Origin of the sequence: Zobellia galactanivorans (assembly GCF_000973105.1) — a bacterium.
Classification (GTDB): domain Bacteria; phylum Bacteroidota; class Bacteroidia; order Flavobacteriales; family Flavobacteriaceae; genus Zobellia; species Zobellia galactanivorans.
Window position 1 is genome coordinate 5,249,609 of record NC_015844.1, and the last position, 19,517, is coordinate 5,269,125.

Sequence of the window (19,517 nt, forward strand, 5' to 3'; positions counted from 1 at the left end):
TGGTTTATAATTGATTTTCTTCTACAAGGTCAACCTCTACTTTAAGGTTTTCTATGATGAATTCTTGTCGGTCGGGCGTATTCTTGCCCATGTAAAAACTCAATAATTGCTCTATGGACATAGCCTTGTCGAGCATAACGGGCTCCAAGCGAATATCACCCCCGATAAAATGCTTGAACTCATCGGGAGATATTTCACCCAAACCTTTAAAGCGTGTTATTTCAGCTTTACCGGTCAATTTTTGAATTGCATTTTTTCGCTCTTCCTCACTATAGCAATATATGGTCTCCTTCTTGTTCCTGACACGGAACAATGGGGTTTGCAAAATATACAAATGATTTTCTTTTATCAACTCGGGAAAGAATTGCAGGAAGAAAGTGATCAAAAGTAGGCGAATGTGCATACCATCCACATCGGCATCCGTAGCGATTACAATATTGTTATATCGCAAATCTTCCATCGACTCCTCAATATTCAATGCCGCCTGCAACAAATTGAACTCCTCGTTTTCATAAACGATTTTCTTTGACATGCCGTAGGAGTTCAAGGGCTTACCACGAAGACTGAATACGGCCTGCGTATTCACGTCCCTTGATTTGGTAATGGACCCCGAAGCGGAATCCCCCTCGGTAATGAACAAGGTGCTCTCTAAACGGCGGTCGTTTTTCATGTCGCCCAAGTGTACGCGACAATCCCTCAACTTCTTATTGTGCAAACTAGCCTTTTTCGCCCGGTCACGCGCCAGCTTCCGAATACCGGAAAGTTCCTTTCTTTCCTTTTCGGCCATCATGATCTTACGTTGAAGCTTATCGGCCGTTTCAGGGTTCTTATGCAGGTAGTTATCGAGATGTGTCCCGATAAAATCATTGATATAGGTACGTACCGTGGGGAAATTTCCTCCCATTTCCGTTGACCCTAGCTTGGTTTTGGTCTGACTTTCAAAAACAGGCTCCATCACCTTGATGGAAATCGCCGAAATAATCGATTTTCGAACATCGGACGCATCGTAATTCTTTCCGTAAAAATCGCGAATGGTCTTAACCAAGGCCTCACGGAAGGCCGCTTGGTGCGTACCGCCCTGGGTCGTATGCTGTCCGTTTACGAAAGAATGGTACTCCTCGCTATATTGGGTCTTACTGTGTGTAATGGCCACTTCGATATCTTCCCCCTTAAGGTGGATGACCGGATAAAGGATGTCTTCGGCGTTGTTATTGTCTTCCAACAAATCCTTTAGACCGTTCTCGGAGTGAAATTTTTCCCCATTAAAAACTATGGTCAACCCCGGATTGAGGTAGACGTAGTTTTTGAGCATGCGCTCAACGTATTCGTTTCTATACTTGAATTTCTTGAATATGGTCTCGTCAGGAATAAAGGTAACCTTGGTCCCCCTACGTCTGGTGGTTTCCTCTAGCAGTTCCTCGTTCTGTAGTTCCCCGGTCTTAAATTCGGCGGACTTTGATTTTCCGTCCCTCGTACTTTCTACACGGAAATAACTCGAAAGGGCATTTACCGCCTTGGTACCTACACCGTTCAGACCAACGGACTTTTTAAAGGCCCGCGAATCGTACTTACCACCGGTGTTCATTTTTGAAACCACATCCACCACCTTGCCTAAAGGAATACCACGACCGTAATCGCGAACGATCACACGTTCCCCTTGAATGGAAATCTCTACGGTCTTACCCGCCCCCATTACAAACTCATCGATACAGTTGTCAATGGTCTCTTTTAATAATATATATATACCATCATCGGCAGATGAGCCATCGCCCAACTTACCGATATACATACCAGGTCGCAGTCGAATATGCTCTTTCCAATCGAGTGAACGGATATTGTCTTCTGTGTACTGGGAATTATCGGACATAAATCAGGGGTTTGGAACTAAAGTATCGCTAAAGATAATACGACAATTAAAAAGATAAAACCCCAAAGTGTTAAAGTAATTAACAATGAATTTATTCTTTTTGTTGATATATTCACCAATTATGTCAAATTTTGCGCTTTAGAAGGGGTATTTTAAACAGAAAATCAGAAATATAGCCTCTTTCGGACTTTTTATAACAAAAAGCTTCTTTCAAAATAAATCACAGTAAAAAAATATTATCGACAAAACCCTTTATCTAATGAAAAAACTGTTTATAGGCCTATTGCTCTATTTTGGACTCACCCTTCCGACCTTGGCCCAAAAGTTCGAGAAGGACTACAAAGCGATCGAAAGCAAGGTCATCGAATGGCGGAGGGAAATCCACCAAAACCCCGAACTCTCCAATCGCGAGTTTAAAACGGCCGAAAAAATAGCCGAACACCTGACCGCTTTAGGCATAGAAGTGCAGACCGGGGTGGCCCATACCGGGGTTGTCGGTATTCTACGAGGGAAAAAACCAGGCAAGGTAGTGGCCTTGCGGGCCGATATTGACGCCCTTCCCGTTCTTGAACGGAACAACCTCCCTTTTAAATCCACCGTAACCGCCGATTTTAAAGGAGAGCAAGTCCCTGTCATGCACGCTTGCGGACACGACACCCATACCGCCATCCTCATGGGCGTTGCGGAAATCCTTTCCAAACATACCGACAAAATAAAGGGGACCGTAAAATTTATTTTTCAACCTGCAGAAGAAGGTCCCCCTCCAGGGGAAGAAGGCGGCGCCCTACTCATGGTCAAGGAAGGTGTGTTAAAAAATCCCGATGTCGATGCCATTTTCGGACTCCATATCAACTCCCAAACACCCGTTGGCGTCATCCGCTATAAATCTGGAGGAACCATGGCCGCCGCGCAAAAATTCACCATCAAGGTAAAAGGAAAACAAAGCCACGGCGCCCGCCCCTGGTCGGGAGTCGACCCCATATTGATCAGTGCCAAGATCATCGACGGGCTACAGACCATTATCAGCCGTGAAGCCGAACTCACCAACGAGGCAGCCGTTATCACCGTAGGAAAGATCACAAGCGGTGTTCGCTTCAACATCATTCCGGAAGATGCTGAAATGATCGGCACCATACGTACGCTTGATTACGACATGAAAAGCTTTATCAACAAACGTATGGAAGAAATGGTGCCCGCTATCGCAAAGGCCTATGGCGGTGATGCCACCATTGAAATTGTAGACGCAACGGAAATCACTTACAACGACCCCGACCTGGTTACACAAATGCTCCCCACCTTGAACAGAGTGGCGGGCGAACACAATGTACAGACCCAAAAAGCCGTTACAGGAGCTGAAGATTTCTCTTATTTCCAAAAGGAAGTCCCTGGGTTCTTTTTCTTTTTAGGAGGAATGACCCCTGGAAATACAGCGTCGTTTCCACACCACACCCCCGATTTCATCATTGATGATAGTGGTTTGCTACTAGGTGTTAAAGCCTTGACGGAAATAAGTATCGATTATCTTAACAAGCAATAACTTAAAATACTCAACTTAAATTATCAATTTAAACACACCGTTACTACTTATGAGCCAAATTCTCGACACTTTACAGGCCATTCCTTGGTGGGGATGGCTTTTGATCATTCTTGTTTTAGTGAGTATTCGCGACATATTTTTTCAACGTTCCCACACCATTTCACACAATTTTCCGATTGTCGGACATTTACGTTATTGGCTCGAAAGCATAGGGCCCGAAATGCGTCAATATTTTGTGGCCAATAACCGTGAAGAACTTCCTTTCAACCGTATCGAAAGAGGATGGATATACGCTTCCGCCAAAAAAGAGAACAACTACGAAGGCTTTGGTACCGATCGGGACATCTACGCCCATCAGCACATTTTCGTAAAGAACCAGATGATGGCCTACAAGGTTCCCGAAGGCCATATCAATGCCATCGACAAAACCTTTGTTCCCTGCGCCAAGGTCATGGGCGCCTACAACAACAGACGGAAGCCTTTTCGGCCCAAGTCCATCATCAACGTATCGGCAATGAGTTTTGGTTCATTATCGGCCGCGGCCATTGAAGCGATGAACAAAGGGGTGGCCAAGTCGGGCGCCTATCACAATACCGGCGAAGGCGGACTTTCATCTTACCACAAGCAGGGCGGCGATGTCATTTTCCATTTTGGAACGGGCTATTTTGGTGTACGTACGCCTGATGGTAATTTTTCCATGGAAAAAATGAAAAAACTCGTAGAGGAAAACCCCAGTATAAAAGCCATAGAAATCAAATTATCACAGGGGGCCAAACCGGGAAAAGGCGGTGTATTGCCCGGAGCTAAGATAACCCAGGAACTCGCCGATATACGCGGTGTGGAAGTCGGCAAGGACGTACTCTCGCCCGCCACCCATAAGGCGTTCAACAACGTAACGGAACTTCTACAGCTTATCGAGGACATCGCGGAAGAAACCGGATTGCCCGTAGGCGTCAAGGGAGCCATCGGGAAATTGGACCAATGGGAAGAACTGGCCGATTTAATGGAAAAAACGGGCAAAGGTCCCGATTTTATCACCGTTGACGGTGGGGAAGGCGGAACGGGCGCCGCTCCCCCATCGTTCGCCGACCATGTGTCCTTGCCTTGGGTATACGGATTTTCAAGCCTTTACAAGGTATTCCTCAAGCGCAAGCTCACCGACCGCATCGTATTTATCGGCAGCGGGAAACTCGGTTTTCCCGCCAAGGCCGCCATGGCCTTTGCCATGGGCGTAGACTGTATCAACGTGGCCCGTGAAGCCATGATGAGCATTGGCTGTATTCAGGCGCAAGTCTGCCATACCAACCGCTGCCCAGCAGGGGTGGCCACCCAAAACAAGTGGCTGCAAAAAGGCATTGACATACCGTTAAAGTCCGACCGCTTGGCACAGTATTTTATGACCTTTAGAAAAGAGTTCCTGGAAATCACCCACGCTTCGGGATACGAACACCCTTGTCAATACACTATGGACGACATCCAACTGAACGTCGACGACAACGACCTAAGCCGTAGTTTGGCCTCTGCCTACGGATATAACAAGACAAAAGTACCGTTCGAGAATATGCAAAAACTATACGATTGTATTTACTTAGGTGGAAAGCATTGTGAAAACACCAAAGAATAATATACATTTGTTTACGGTTATTTAGTATTTCCAAATCATATTAACAAAATAATTAATCAGTGTAATTCATGAAAAAATCCCTACTTGCCCTTGGCCTTATCGCATGTACCTGTATATCGTTACAAGCCCAGAGAAAAAGTGATCTTTTAGCCGAAATCGACCAATTAAAGTCCCAGTTAGACTCTGTGAACGCCGAGATATTCGACGCCAGAAAGAACGAGAAAGTGGCCGTAGCCAAGGCCGAATCCTTCGAATCACAGGTAACCGAGCTTCAAGACGCGAACAATACCCTCATGAAAAACCTAAATAGTTTTGCCGAGGTATCGAACAAAAACTCGAATATTGTAAACAGCGCCATGGAAAGCCTCGAAGCCAAGGAAAGACAATTAAAGGCCATCAAGGATGCAATCGCCACGAACGATTCCACTACCATAGTAGTGCTTACCAATGTAAAACAGACTATGGGCGAGAATGCCAAAATCGGTGTTTCCGAAGGCGCCGTGGTCATTTCGTCGGACCTCGCCAGCCTCTTTGGAAGTGACACAGGAACGACCCCGACCCCACAGGCGGAAGCTTGGGTTGAAAAAATAGCGAACATCTTGAATGCCAATCCCACTACAGCGGTGACCATTGAAGGCCTTAGCATGACCGGAGACCTCGAAACCCCGGCCAAACAAGCCGTAGCATTGGCTACATTGCTTCAAAGCAAGTTCAATATCCCCGCAGAGCGCATTAAGGCCCTTGGACGCGACGGAAACCTAAAAGAAGGGGTTCAAGTAAACATCCACCCTGAATTCGACAAGTTTTACCTGATGGTCAGAGAGCACATGAAGAACTAAAAGTTATACGAAACGTCATATACTTTTTGCTAAAATCCTCCGTTCTAATACCCAAATTAACCAAATACCAAAAACATGTCTGGAGAAGGAATTTTACAAATGTTCGGTTTTTTATTACCGGCGGTAGTCACTGGCGTTGTGGCCTTTTACTTTTTTAAGATGCACACCAAGAACGAAGAAGGACGTAGACGATTTCTTTTGCACAAAGACTCGCAGAAGAACACTATTCCGGTTCGCTTACAAGCCTATGAACGTATGGCCCTTTTTCTTGAGCGCATCGCCATACCGAGCCTCGTGGTTCGCGTGGCTCCAAAATCATCCGATAAAAATGCCTACGAGAGTTTGCTGATCAAAAGCATAGAGACCGAGTTCGAACACAATCTATCACAACAGATATACATGAGCGATGAGTGTTGGAACGTTATCAAGGCGGCAAAAAGCGCTACGGTACAAATGATCAGAAAAGCGGCCATGAGCGAAACCGAATCGGCCGACAAACTACGGGAAGACATCTTAACGGAAACGATGGAAAAACAATCACCTTCTGGTACCGCACTCTCTTTTATAAAGAAAGAGATCAAATACCTTTGGGAGTAAATTAATTAGTATCCTTTCAATCTAATAGTTGACCACTGGGCATTTTTTTGTTCAGTGGTCTTTTTTTTATAACACTTCGCCTTTTTCGGGCTCGATCTGGTTGAGTTCCGTATTCTTGTATTTTGCGAAATTATAGCCACTCTCCCACCAGACCGTCATTTTTTCCTTATCGAAAATAAGGGAATTTGTAGTGAGCACGGTCGGGGTATAATAAAAATTGATAATGGCATCGTTATGCTTGGCGACGTATTTACCGATCCTTATATTTTGATGCTCGATACGATCAAGCATATATTCGAACATGGTGGTAAGCAAGGAAAAGGCATTACGTGACGGCAAGCGGTTCAGATGGCTCACCTCGGTCTGCAAAACAATGACATCGACCTCTTTGGCCCCTCGTTTTATGGCTTCCTCTATCGGCACCATATTCCCAAGGCCGCCATCGGCATATTCACAGCCGTTCTTGCGCACCAAACTCATAAACGGGGTGTAGTTGCACGAAATCCATATCCACTCACAGAACTCTTCGTAACTGTAGTCGTTTATACTCTTGTATTCCACTTGATTTAGGGAAAGATTGGAGACCGTTGCAATAATTTCCTTTGGGCCCTGCTTTAAAATTTCAAACTCCTCTACCGTCAAGGTCCTTTTAATCAGTTTTAAAAGATTTCGGCTTTCCCCGAAGGTCTTCCTTCCCTTATAAAAATTCTTCAGCACATTCCAGTGATCGATACCGATCGTGTGTACCCCGTGCTTCTTTTGTATGGTAAAGGGGCAATTGCTAAAAATACTGTGCTGGTTCACCGAGGTATACACCTCCTTGATCTTTTCGATTTTCTGAAGGGCCAGATGCGAAATAAGCAAACTGCCCGTAGACGTTCCCAAAAACAGGTCGTACTTGTGATGGAGTTCCTCCATAAGGTATTGCGCTACGCCTCCTGCAAAAGCGCCTTTACTACCTCCGCCCGATATGACCAATGCCCTCATGATTTAGTTTAGTTTGGTGCTAATATAACGTGTTTCCTCTTGGTTTAGTTTCCCTACCAATTTTTCAATACGGGTTTTATACTCTTGATCTTCCAAAAGTTGACCGATTAGGCCCCGTGCATACTTTTTAAATTGCCAAGAGTGATGGTTTGTAGCATTTATAAGATTGGCCAGTCCCTCATCGGTAAAACCTATTTCCCGCAAATACTGAAAAGCTCCGATACGCACTTCCCAACCCTGCTCGGGCGAAGTGTAAGCGGTCAATTCCGCAAAGTATTTCCGGGTGTTTTCCGCCTCATATCCTTCAGTAGCCACGGCAAGGAACAACCACAGTAAGCGGACGTTCTTGTTCGGTAGGCCGATCACTTCCTTCGTCGCATCCAAATAGGCCTTACGGCTCTCGGGAAAAGACGACCAAAGCTTGAACAGGGCCAACTCTTGGGTTATATAACTCGTATCGTCCAATAATTTTTCCGCACTTTCCTTATGGATACTTGAAATTTGGTCGATCAGCTGAATAGCTTTTTGGCGGACTTTTAACTGAGGATGATCGAACAAAGGGGCAAACCGATCTTTGTCTAAAATCTCTTGGGCCAGTTCATCTACCAGGGCTTCTTTGTACTGTACCGGCCTTTCCGCCTGTAATTCCTTTTCCAAATCCTTCAGTTCGTGTCCCGACCCAAGAAAGGCGGACAGGGCTTCGTTTTTATCCATAAGGTAGGTCTTGGCTTCGTCCCATGGAAATTCGGAGGACTCTAACCATTTTACCCTAAACCCCTCTAAGTTTACGGCTGACGCCCGTTCCATTTCCCTTAAGAAATCGTCGATTGTTACATTTTTAAATCGATGGGTGTTCAAATAATCGGAAACTCCTTTTTTAAAAGGCTTATCCCCTACCAATTCCCTGAGCATCACCAAGGCCCAAGCCCCCTTTTCGTAAAACGTGGCGCTACTGGCTTTAGGGTCGACCAAGGCTTGCCCCTTGCCGCCTTCGCTGATTTCACGAAGTTCCTTGGCCGTATCGAATAATTTCCAATAGAAATGGTCATCACCAAAAATTTTCTTTTCGGCCAAATAGGCATAGTAGGTAGCAAAGCCCTCTTGCAACCAATGATGGCTTCCGTCTTTTTCAGTAACCAAATTACCGAACCACTGGTGCGCCAATTCGTGGGCATTGACATTGACGTAGTTCTTATCTACAAAGGCCGTAGCATCTATGACATATCCATCGGAAAAAATCGTGGCCCCCGTATTTTCCATCCCTGCGTAAAGAAAGTCCCGAACCGGAATCTGCTTGTAATCCTGCCAAGGGTAGGAAACCCCTATTTCATCCTCTAAAAAATCAAAAATCCGTCGGGTATGGCGATAAGTAGGTTCAACCCTTGCACTATCCTGCGGATAGAAATAATTTAGAATGGGAACTCCCGTTGAAGAGCTCAGTTCTTGCTTGCTATAATGGCCGATGGCAAAAGCCAAGAGATAGCTACTCATGGGGTTTTCCATATCGAAAAGCCACACAGGCCTACCGTTCTCGCCCTTAGAGACCGACAGCAACTTACCATTTGCAATTACCTCGTAGGTTTGATTCGCCTGAATAGCCAAGTCGAACTCGACCTTTTCGTTCATATCGTCAAAACTAGGCAGCCAATGACTGGTGTACTTGCCCTGACCTTGCGTCCACACCTGTTCGTTCCCTTCTATTTTATCGCCCCAGCCCAAAAAGTAAACGGTTTGCCTTGGTTTGGCCACATAGGCTATCGTAAGCTCGTGGGATGTATCCTTTTTTAGTTTTTTACGAATGGAAATCGTCTTATCGGTTGCAATGAAATCGACTTGCTTACCGTTCATCTCTACTTTTTCAAACCTCATATCCTTGGCATCGAGAAAGACCGAATCTACATTTTGAAGCACCTTAAATCGATAGACCACCCTCCCTATGATCTCTTTATTCAAAGGAACGGGTTCTATATATACATCGGCACGAACAAAGTCGACCTTATCTTGATGCTGCCCAAAGGAAAAAGAAACAAAACCGAAAAAAAGAAGTAATAAAAAGTATCTCATGAAATTTTAAGAACAAATAGTAGACCAAATTTAATGTTTTAGTTTGTCGCAATTGCACCTATCACCTATTTTAGTCCCATGAACGCTAATTCACTTCAGACACCTATTGTATACCTAAAAGGTGTAGGCCCCAATCGGGCCCAAACCTTGCAGTCTGAATTGGGTATACATACGTTTCAAGATTTACTGAATCTTTTTCCCAACCGTTATATAGACAAAACCCGTTATTACAAGATAGGCCAACTGCAGCGCAGCAATGCAGATGTGCAGATTATCGGAAAGGTGGTGCACATCAAAACCGTGGAGCAAAAAAAGGGCAAACGCCTTGTTGCCAGTTTTGTCGATGAGACCGGCGAGATGGAGCTGGTGTGGTTCAGGGGACAAAAATGGATCAGGGAAAATTTAAAGCTGAACACCCCATATGTGATTTTCGGAAAATGCAATTGGTTCAATGGCAAGTTTTCTATGCCCCACCCTGAAATGGAACTTTTAAAAGACCATGAGCAAGGCCTTAAGGTGTTGATGCAACCCGTGTATCCATCAACCGAAAAACTCAACAACAAAGGAATTACCAACCGGGTAATAAGCAAACTGGTACAACAAATATTCATTGAAACCAAGGGAAAGTTTACCGAGACCCTTTCGGAAAAATTGATGTTCGAGCTAAAGCTTATCCCCAAGAGCGAAGCCCTGTTCAATATTCATTTTCCAAAGAACCAAGAGCTATTGGCCAAGGCCCAATTCCGATTAAAGTTCGAAGAGCTGTTCTACATTCAGCTTCAATTGATTGCCAAGAACATGCTGCACAAGCAAAAAATAAAGGGCTTTAACTTTGACCAAGTAGGAGTGCTTTTTAACGATTTTTACAAAAACCACTTGCCTTTTGAGCTTACGGGCGCCCAAAAGCGGGTCATCAAGGAAATTCGGGCCGATTTAGGAAGCAATGCCCAAATGAACCGTCTTCTACAGGGCGATGTAGGCTCAGGAAAGACCATAGTCGCCGTAATGACCATGCTCCTGGCCATTGACAACGGTTTTCAGGCCTGCCTTATGGCCCCCACTGAAATTTTAGCGAACCAACACTATACCGGTATCGTAGAGCTTCTGGAAGGTACGGGCATCAACTGCGCCCTATTGACGGGCTCGGTAAAACAGGCGCACCGGCGTCCGATTCACGAAAAACTGGAAAGCGGCGAGCTCAACATTATAATAGGTACCCACGCCCTACTGGAGGACAAGGTGAAATTTAAAAATTTAGGACTCGCCATTGTAGACGAACAGCATAGGTTCGGTGTGGCGCAGCGATCCAAGCTTTGGCACAAGAACCAGATTCCGCCCCACATACTGATCATGACGGCAACGCCCATTCCCCGTACCTTGGCCATGAGCCTTTACGGCGACTTGGATGTTTCCATAATCGACGAGCTGCCTCCGGGAAGAAAACCCATAAAAACCGTACATCGGTACGACAGCAACCGCTTAAAGGTTTTTCAATTTATACGGGACGAAATAAAAAAAGGGCGTCAAATCTATATCGTATACCCCCTCATTCAAGAGTCAGAGGCCTTGGACTACAAAGATTTAATGGATGGATACGAAAGTATTGCGCGCGACTTCCCCCTACCCGATTACCAGATTTCCATTGTACACGGACAAATGAAGCCGGCGGACAAAGACTATGAAATGGAACGCTTCGTAAAGGGAGAAACCCAGATCATGGTCGCCACTACGGTTATAGAGGTAGGCGTAAACGTCCCCAATGCCTCTGTGATGATCATAGAGAGCGCCGAACGATTCGGTCTATCACAACTCCACCAGCTGCGGGGTCGTGTGGGCCGGGGAGCCGACCAGAGTTTCTGTATCCTTATGACCGGGCACAAATTATCTACCGAAGCCAAAACCCGATTACAGACCATGGCACATACCAACGACGGCTTTGAAATTGCCGAGGTCGACCTGAAGTTACGTGGCCCTGGCGACATCATGGGCACCCAACAAAGCGGCGTACTGAATTTAAAGATCGCCGATATCGTAAAAGACAATGATATTCTTAAAACGGCCAGGTACCATGCCATACAACTATTAAAAGACGATCCTGGCCTTGAAAAACCGGAAAACATGGCCATTAGACACACTTATGCCCAGCTGGCGAAATACAAAAATATCTGGAATTACATAAGCTAGCATTCCGTTTCATATAACGCCAGTATCTACTATTAATCTTCCCACTTATAAAGTATGGCCCCCTATTTCATCAGCGACCACTTATTTTTACTTCTTTCAACGATTGCCGAAGCTACCCTACTAATACATCGAAACGAAAAATTGAGAATTATGACCCTATTTTCTTATGCGTATTTATAAATTAAATTACATTTAACCATTAATCTAACCTAGATAATAAATGAAAAAGCTTTTTGTATTCTCCCTACTTGTTTTGATGTTGGCCTGTGACGAAAAGGATGAAGCAGATGACAAACTAAGTCTACCCCTTAACGGTGATCATTTAATCGAACAGATCGATGTTGTATATTCTAACAATATTTCCTTTTCGAAAAATTATTACTACGAGAACGACAATGAATTATTAGAAGTAAGGTCATTAAATGGCAATGAAGAATATACCTATAAAGATGGCTTCATTACAAAAATAAAATACACCGCCCTTCCTTCGGGAGCGATTGACGAACGTTTTTTCACATATAATAACGAAGGCAAACTTACAGAAGAGACAAAATTGTACTATACAAAATCTGTCGGTGAGCGAATTGTCTTTTCTTATCCCAACGAGACAACGGTAACTTTTGAGCGATATGGGGGAGACTTAAACGCTCAAAACTCACTGCAAGCGAAAGGCACTTATGATTTGGAAGCGGGTAGTTTCAACATTCTAAAGCTAACCGAAACTACTATCGAAACCCCACAGACCAGAGTCTTATCCTATTCATACGATAACAAAAAAAGTGTGACCCATGGTATAAAGGACAATATGAAAGGTTTTGAATACTTATTTTCTGGCGAAAATAATGTAACCGCATATTCTTTTAAACTCAACGACCTTGATGTTTATTCATACTCTTCTACATTCATGTACAACAACGATATTTATCCAAGCAAGGAAAGCCAAACGGACCAAGATGGAGCTATAAACACTTATACTTTTTATTATCAATAATAATCTGAGTTACATGTTTTATAAAACCGCTTTTTTACATATGTCTCCTTTTTTTATTTCTAAATTATTGATGACAATACTATTTCATTTGAGGTTTTATGTGTGAACAATAATTCAGGCGCACTCATTAGGCAATCGCTTATTCTGATGAAAATAACAATCCTCCCAAACAGCATTAAAGTAGTCTTACACTAGCCCATTGTTTAATATTATGGACCATATTGTTCGATAAATAAGCCTTACAAATTACTTGACAACAATCCAGATCTTAAGGTTGAACATCGTAATTTTCAACCACAATAATTTCTTAACAACGCCCACATTCGTTAGATTTGTGAGCTTAGAATTTAAATGAGATGAATACAAAAAAAACATTATTCGATAAAGTTTGGGATTCGCATGTGGTACAACACATTGAAAACGGACCCGACGTATTGTTTATAGACCGCCACATGGTGCACGAAGTAACGAGTCCCGTTGCTTTTTTAGGTATAAAAAATAGGGGCATCAAGGTGCTGCATCCTGAAAAAACGTTTGCTACGGCCGACCATAACACCCCTACCATCAACCAACACCTACCTGTTGAAGACCCACTTTCCGCCAATCAGTTGCGCATGTTAGAGGAGAACTCCAATGAGTTTGGTATTTCATATTGGGGCCTTGGGCATGAAAAAAACGGTATTGTTCACGTTGTGGGACCGGAATACGGCATCACCCAACCTGGCGCCACCATCGTTTGTGGTGATTCACACACCTCCACTCACGGGGCTTTCGGAGCCATCGCCTTTGGTATCGGCACCTCGGAAGTAGAAATGGTTTTGGCTACGCAGTGTATTATGCAGACCAAGCCAAAGAGTATGCGGATCAATGTTGAGGGCAGCCTTAACAAAGGGGTTACCCCTAAAGATGTGGCCTTGTATATCATTTCACAATTGACTACATCAGGTGCCACAGGCTATTTTGTGGAGTATGCCGGACAAGTTTTCAGGGATATGACCATGGAAGGCCGAATGACGGTCTGTAACCTTAGTATTGAAATGGGTGCCCGTGGAGGAATGATCGCCCCTGACGAAAAAACATTCGAATACGTAAAAGGAAGAGAATTTACACCGACCGGTGAGGCATGGGACAAGGCTATGGCCTATTGGAAATCCCTTCCTACCGAAGAAGGCGCAGAATTTGATAAAGAGATCACTTTCAACGCTGCCGACATAGAACCGATGATCACCTATGGTACCAACCCTGGTATGGGCATCGGAATTACACACGGTATTCCGCAAGCGGAAGCTGTTGAAGGTGGTGTTGCCACTTACAAAAAGTCCTTACAGTACATGAACTTCAGTGAAGGAGACAGCATGATGGGCAAACCTATCGATTTTGTTTTCTTGGGAAGCTGTACGAACGGAAGAATTGAAGATTTCAGATTGTTCACCTCCTTGGTAAAAGGCCGTCAAAAAGCCCCTAATGTTACCGCTTGGTTGGTTCCCGGTTCACATAGGGTAGAAAAAGCCATTAAAGACGAAGGCCTATTGGCCATTTTAAACGAAGCCGGTTTTGAACTTCGCGAGCCTGGGTGTTCGGCTTGCTTGGCCATGAACGACGACAAGGTACCTGCCGGAAAGTATGCGGTGAGTACATCAAATAGAAACTTTGAAGGAAGACAAGGCCCAGGTTCAAGGACTTTATTGGCCAGTCCCTTAGTTGCCGCTGCAGCTGCCGTTACAGGAAAGGTTACCGACCCAAGGGACTTAATGGAACTTGAAACCGCCTAACCCTAATTTACTTTTAATTCAGAATTACAATTTGAAATTATGGCATACGATAAATTCAATATATTAAAATCATCGGCCGTACCACTTCCCATAGAGAATGTGGATACCGACCAGATCATACCTGCTAGATTCTTAAAAGCTACCGAACGCAAGGGTTTCGGCGACAACCTTTTTAGGGATTGGCGCTATAACAGCGACGGTACCGAAAAGAAAGACTTTGTACTGAACAACCCAACCTATAGCGGCCGTATTTTGGTCGGTGGCAAAAACTTCGGATCAGGTTCTTCCCGTGAGCACGCCGCTTGGGCCGTTTACGATTACGGATTCCGTTGTGTAGTATCAAGTTTCTTTGCCGATATTTTCAGAAACAACTGTTTGAACATCGGTGTTCTTCCCGTACAGGTAAGTGCCGAATTTTTAGACAAAATCTTTAAGGCCATCGAAGCCGACCCTAAGGCCTCTTTTGAGGTGAGCCTTCCTGAGCAGACCATTACCATTGAAAGCACAGGGGAATCGGAAAGCTTTGACATCAACGCCTATAAAAAAGCGAATATGTTAAACGGTTTTGACGACATCGACTACCTTTTGAACATTCAGGACGAAATCAAGGAGTTTGCCGCAGACAGACCATTATAGGCTTCTGTTGCAGACCTCCTAAAAGATTAACGCAATCTGCCGGACCATCAGCGTTTCGGCAGGTTGTTTTTTCCTTTACATCAATCGCTACAAAATCACCCTAATACAGTTCTAAAGAAACCCTAGAGCAAATGAAAAGAAAACTGGAAATTATGGATACTACGCTGCGAGACGGCGAGCAAACCTCTGGTGTATCCTTTTCCGTTTCCGAGAAACTGACCTTGGCCAAACTACTTTTAGAAGAATTAAAAGTTGACCGTATCGAAGTTGCCTCGGCACGGGTTTCCGATGGGGAACTCGAAGCCGTCAAACAAATCGCACAATGGGCTTCCGAGGAGAACTGTATCGACAAAGTAGAGGTGCTCACCTTCGTTGATGGCGGTGTATCGATAGATTGGATGAAAACGGCCGGGGCCAAAGTACAGAATCTCTTGACCAAAGGTTCGTTGAACCACCTTACCTATCAACTTAAAAAAACGCCTGAAGAACATTTTGCCGATATTGCAAGATCTATAGAACAGGCTTCAAAAAACGGCATTTCCACCAATGTTTATTTAGAAGATTGGAGCAACGGTATGCGCTCTTCAAAGGAGTACGTTTTTCAATACCTCGATTTTTTAACAAAGCAACCCATTAAACGGGTCTTGCTTCCCGATACCTTGGGCGTACTCACCTATTCGGAAACCTACGCCTATATTTCAGAAATCGTAACACGTTACCCCGATACCCATTTTGATTTTCACGGGCATAACGATTACGACCTCGGGGTCGCAAATGTAATGGAAGCCGTAAAAGCCGGTTGCCATGGCCTTCACCTAACCGTGAACGGTATGGGAGAACGGGCCGGTAACGCCCCAATGGCAAGTGCCATTGCCGTAATCAACGATTTTTTACCGAACATCCAGATTCAGGTCAACGAGTCTTCGCTCTACAAAGTCAGTAAATTGGTTTCGGCCTTTACCGGGGTCGGAATTCCTTCGAATAAACCTATTGTAGGGGATAATGTATTTACACAAACCGCTGGCATACATGCGGATGGGGATAGTAAAAAGAACTTGTATTTTAACGACCTATTGCCCGAACGTTTTGGTCGCAAAAGAAAATATGCCTTAGGCAAAACCTCGGGAAAAGCCAACATACAGAAGAATTTGCAGGAACTCGGACTCACCCTTAACGATGAAGAGCTGAAAAAAGTCACCCAACGCATCATTGAATTGGGCGATAAAAAAGAAAGGGTAACCAAAGATGATCTGCCCTATATCATTTCCGATGTTTTAGGCGAGGGAGACGACCATCAACAGAAAGTATTCATACGATCCTACGTACTCACCCATTCAAAGGGGCTTCGCCCATCGACTACGGTTTCCTTAGAAATCAATGGCGAACTCTTAGAGGCCCATGCCCAAGGAGACGGACAATACGATGCGTTTATGAACGCCCTTCGCAAACTCTACTCCTCAAAGAAAATGGAGTTTCCGAAACTAACGGACTATGCCGTAAGGATTCCACCGGGCAGTAATTCAGACGCCCTATGTGAGACCATAATCACCTGGCAGAATGGAAGTAAGGAATTGATTACCCGGGGACTGGATTCCGATCAAACGGTATCAGCGATCAAAGCGACTGAAAAGATGCTCAATATCATTTAGTTACGCTATCGACCCACGAACTGGAACACTTTACGGTTCCAGGGAAGGATTTGGGGTATATAGAACGACAATTTTTTGAGGACCTTAATGACAAAGTTGACAGGACCAGAAAAAGTTTAAATAATTTGATAAATAAAATTTAATTAACCTTACACACCAAAATAGATACACAGCACAAAGTAATTGGCGTGTAGCGTAAAGCTAAAAAAGAATGAAACTAGACATTGCACTATTGGCCGGAGATGGAATCGGCCCCGAAGTTATTGACCAAGCCGTAAAAGTTTGCGACGCTATCGCAACCAAATATAAGCATGAGATCAGCTGGAAACCTGCGTTGACAGGTGCCGCGGCCATTGATGCCGTTGGAGAACCATATCCGGATGAAACCCATGAAGTTTGTGCCAGTGCAGATGCCGTTCTTTTTGGAGCCATAGGCCACCCTAGATTTGACAATGACCCTTCCGCAAAAGTACGCCCTGAGCAAGGTTTATTGAAAATGAGACAAAAATTGGGTCTTTTTGCCAATGTACGCCCGACTTTCACCTTCCCTTCTTTAATCGATAAGTCGCCCTTAAAGCGCGAGCGCATTGAAGGTACCGATTTGATAATTCTTCGTGAATTGACCGGTGGTGTATATTTTGGAGAGCGCGGTAGAAAAGACGATGGCAATACGGCTTTTGACACCATGACCTACACGCGCGCCGAAATTCAACGTTTGGCCAAAAAAGGTTTTGAGATGGCCATGAACCGTTCTAAACGCCTTTGTTGTGTTGACAAGGCCAACGTTTTAGAGTCATCACGTTTATGGAGAGAAACCGTACAGGCCATGGAAAAAGACTATCCTGAGGTTGAGGTTTCTTACGAATTTGTTGATGCCGTTGCCATGCGATTGGTGCAATGGCCAAAAGGATACGACGTTATCATCACAGAAAACCTTTTCGGAGATATTTTGACCGATGAAGCCTCTGTAATTTCAGGCTCTATGGGATTAATGCCTTCTGCTTCCGTAGGCGAAAAAACAAAACTGTACGAACCTATTCACGGTTCATACCCACAGGCCGCAGGAAAAGACATTGCCAACCCATTGGCAACTGTACTTTCAGCAGCTATGCTTTTTGAAGATTTTGGTCTACAACAGGAAGCAGACGATATCCGTCGTGTAGTGAATAAGTCTTTAGCCGAAGGTATTGTAACCGAAGACCTTTCCGAAGATGCTAAAGCATACAAGACAAGCGAAGTTGGCGATTGGTTAGCGAAGAACGTTTAAGTAGAACCCTTTTCCCGACAACTAGCGTGGGACAATTAATATTTAAAAGTGCTAAATCTCTGAACATCCTTTCCAAAGGAGGCTTTAGGATTTAGCACTTTTCTATTTATCCGGCCAACATTAAAAAATGCTAAAAGGACAATATTGACATATTAAACTACTCAACATCTTCTTTTCCATAAAGCCAAGCAATGTTTATTTCTTCATAAAACAGATATATATCTTCTTCGATATTATGCGTAAAAATTGGTAGTACATTCAAGATTTCAAGGGTTTCACCGGAAACAACCCCAGTTTGCGTGTATGGCTGATCAGTATCCGCATCATATTTCAAAATCCGTTTATCTCCATCTTTAGTCCAAACTATTGCAACTTCAGATTCTGATTCTTCTACTGGCTCGTAAATTGTTTCGTAGGTATCCTCCTCTTCTGAATATATTATATACAAAGCACCAAAGCTAGATGCCGTTCCTGTGCCGTCACTCTTAAGAGTAATAGTTCCCTGAGGGACACCTTCTACCTCTTTATTAAAATCCGTATTCTTCGTCCCGTCATTATTAAAGTCACTGGCTTCTTCCATAATTGAAGCGGTAGATTTCCAGATTTCAACAATAGTGACTTCTTCTATATCTTCCCCATCTGTTTTATCCTCAGTATCATCGCTTTTATCGCAAGCAACAAAAAATAGCCCTAGAGCAAAAATCGATAAGTAAAATTTCATTGTAGTTTTCATAATTTATAGTGTTTAGAGGTTCATATTTAATTTCGTGATTTGTAATCTTAGCAAACGGCTTGAATCATCCCATTCAAGTTTTATTCATACTCTTCTTTTTGATTTGTTAGTGGCAGCGCTACGTTGTAAGGTTTCTAAGCGTAGAATTTGCCATCTGCCTTGTTCTTATAGGTTTTAGACCGTAGAATTTTAAATCGGAATCAAGAAAAAATGTAACAAAAGCACCTTCATCTTGATTCCGAATGATTTCTATGAGATTACGCCCCGTTTTAAGAAATTATGTCTTCCTTAAATTCTAAGGCCTAAGCATTTTGATGAAAAAAGCACTGCACATTTTTAACAAAGTAATTATCCGTAGTAGACGATTCCAGTTCAAGTTCATTATTCCCTTGCACTTTCAAATAAGACCCTGGAAAAGTAAGGATCTGTGTAAACCAAGCATCTTGAAAATCCCAAGAAGGATCATAAGCAGTCAAGTCACCGATATGCTTTCCATTAATTTTAACAGGAAGAGTCTCCCTTAAATTTCTAACCATAATAAAAATAATAGCATTACGATTACCTTCCCTCCCACCTGTTCCGAAAGGAAAATCTCGTTCTACATCTGTGATTAATACATGGTCATTACCAATAACTGTAATAAAATCCGATACAATAGGCATAGCTTATATATTTAAATTAAACAATCATATATACTATCTGCGCGGTCATTTACTCCGCTCAAGCTTTTATGAAGCCAAAATACTTGGAAGAAAGACTGTTATGGGGGT

General features: G+C 43.7%; 15 protein-coding genes. 10 read left to right on the forward strand and 5 right to left on the reverse strand.

Going from position 1 to position 19,517, the window contains the following annotated elements:
- Positions 1–4: 4 nt before the first annotated feature.
- Entirely contained in the window at positions 5–1,867 is a 1,863-nt protein-coding gene (locus ZOBGAL_RS21395; protein WP_013995868.1) for a DNA topoisomerase IV subunit B, read from the reverse strand.
- A gap of 259 nt (positions 1,868–2,126) precedes the next feature.
- Here ZOBGAL_RS21395 and ZOBGAL_RS21400 point away from each other — a divergent pair, with 259 nt between their 5' ends.
- From ZOBGAL_RS21400 to ZOBGAL_RS21415, 4 genes are all read left to right on the forward strand, one after another.
- On the forward strand, positions 2,127–3,404 hold the full coding sequence (locus tag ZOBGAL_RS21400) for an amidohydrolase (protein ID WP_013995869.1): 1,278 nt from the start codon (positions 2,127–2,129) through the stop codon (positions 3,402–3,404).
- A 49-nt stretch (positions 3,405–3,453) separates the two neighbouring features.
- Entirely contained in the window at positions 3,454–5,028 is a 1,575-nt protein-coding gene (locus ZOBGAL_RS21405; RefSeq protein WP_013995870.1) for an FMN-binding glutamate synthase family protein, read from the forward strand.
- A 68-nt stretch (positions 5,029–5,096) separates the two neighbouring features.
- Complete coding sequence (locus ZOBGAL_RS21410) at positions 5,097–5,867, forward strand: OmpA family protein (RefSeq protein WP_013995871.1); 771 nt, start codon at positions 5,097–5,099, stop codon at positions 5,865–5,867.
- Between the two features lie 75 nt (positions 5,868–5,942).
- On the forward strand, positions 5,943–6,464 hold the full coding sequence (locus ZOBGAL_RS21415) for a DUF7935 family protein (protein WP_013995872.1): 522 nt from the start codon (positions 5,943–5,945) through the stop codon (positions 6,462–6,464).
- A gap of 66 nt (positions 6,465–6,530) precedes the next feature.
- Here ZOBGAL_RS21415 and ZOBGAL_RS21420 read toward each other — a convergent pair whose 3' ends face one another.
- Together ZOBGAL_RS21420 and ZOBGAL_RS21425 are read right to left on the reverse strand one after the other, a co-directional pair.
- On the reverse strand, positions 6,531–7,451 hold the full coding sequence (locus ZOBGAL_RS21420; RefSeq protein ID WP_013995873.1) for a patatin-like phospholipase family protein: 921 nt from the start codon (positions 7,449–7,451) through the stop codon (positions 6,531–6,533).
- A gap of 3 nt (positions 7,452–7,454) precedes the next feature.
- Positions 7,455–9,515 (reverse strand): M1 family metallopeptidase, encoded by a 2,061-nt coding sequence (locus tag ZOBGAL_RS21425; protein ID WP_013995874.1) that lies wholly within the window; start codon positions 9,513–9,515, stop codon positions 7,455–7,457.
- Positions 9,516–9,593: 78 nt separating this feature from the next.
- Here ZOBGAL_RS21425 and recG point away from each other — a divergent pair, with 78 nt between their 5' ends.
- From recG to leuB, 6 genes are all read left to right on the forward strand, one after another.
- Positions 9,594–11,699, forward strand: a complete 2,106-nt coding sequence (recG, locus tag ZOBGAL_RS21430) for an ATP-dependent DNA helicase RecG (RefSeq protein WP_013995875.1) — start codon at positions 9,594–9,596, stop codon at positions 11,697–11,699.
- A gap of 220 nt (positions 11,700–11,919) precedes the next feature.
- Positions 11,920–12,690: a hypothetical protein gene (locus tag ZOBGAL_RS21435; protein ID WP_013995877.1), complete on the forward strand. Its 771-nt coding sequence runs from the start codon at positions 11,920–11,922 to the stop codon at positions 12,688–12,690.
- Positions 12,691–13,046: 356 nt separating this feature from the next.
- Positions 13,047–14,462: a 3-isopropylmalate dehydratase large subunit gene (leuC, locus tag ZOBGAL_RS21440; protein ID WP_013995878.1), complete on the forward strand. Its 1,416-nt coding sequence runs from the start codon at positions 13,047–13,049 to the stop codon at positions 14,460–14,462.
- A gap of 39 nt (positions 14,463–14,501) precedes the next feature.
- Positions 14,502–15,098, forward strand: a complete 597-nt coding sequence (leuD, locus tag ZOBGAL_RS21445) for a 3-isopropylmalate dehydratase small subunit (RefSeq protein WP_013995879.1) — start codon at positions 14,502–14,504, stop codon at positions 15,096–15,098.
- Positions 15,099–15,229: 131 nt separating this feature from the next.
- Positions 15,230–16,747 carry an alpha-isopropylmalate synthase regulatory domain-containing protein gene (locus tag ZOBGAL_RS21450; RefSeq protein ID WP_013995880.1) on the forward strand — a complete coding sequence of 506 codons (1,518 nt, stop codon included), beginning with the start codon at positions 15,230–15,232 and terminating at the stop codon, positions 16,745–16,747.
- Positions 16,748–16,958: 211 nt separating this feature from the next.
- Positions 16,959–18,014, forward strand: coding sequence for a 3-isopropylmalate dehydrogenase (leuB, locus tag ZOBGAL_RS21455; protein ID WP_013995881.1), 1,056 nt, complete (start codon positions 16,959–16,961; stop codon positions 18,012–18,014).
- A gap of 157 nt (positions 18,015–18,171) precedes the next feature.
- Here the strand turns inward: leuB and ZOBGAL_RS21460 are convergent, their stop codons facing one another.
- Both ZOBGAL_RS21460 and ZOBGAL_RS21465 read right to left on the reverse strand, forming a co-directional pair.
- The gene (locus ZOBGAL_RS21460) at positions 18,172–18,747 is read right to left on the reverse strand and encodes a hypothetical protein (protein WP_013995882.1); all 576 of its coding nucleotides are present in this window, start codon (positions 18,745–18,747) and stop codon (positions 18,172–18,174) included.
- Positions 18,748–19,049: 302 nt separating this feature from the next.
- Positions 19,050–19,409, reverse strand: a complete 360-nt coding sequence (locus ZOBGAL_RS21465; RefSeq protein ID WP_046287640.1) for a hypothetical protein — start codon at positions 19,407–19,409, stop codon at positions 19,050–19,052.
- Positions 19,410–19,517: the final 108 nt, after the last annotated feature.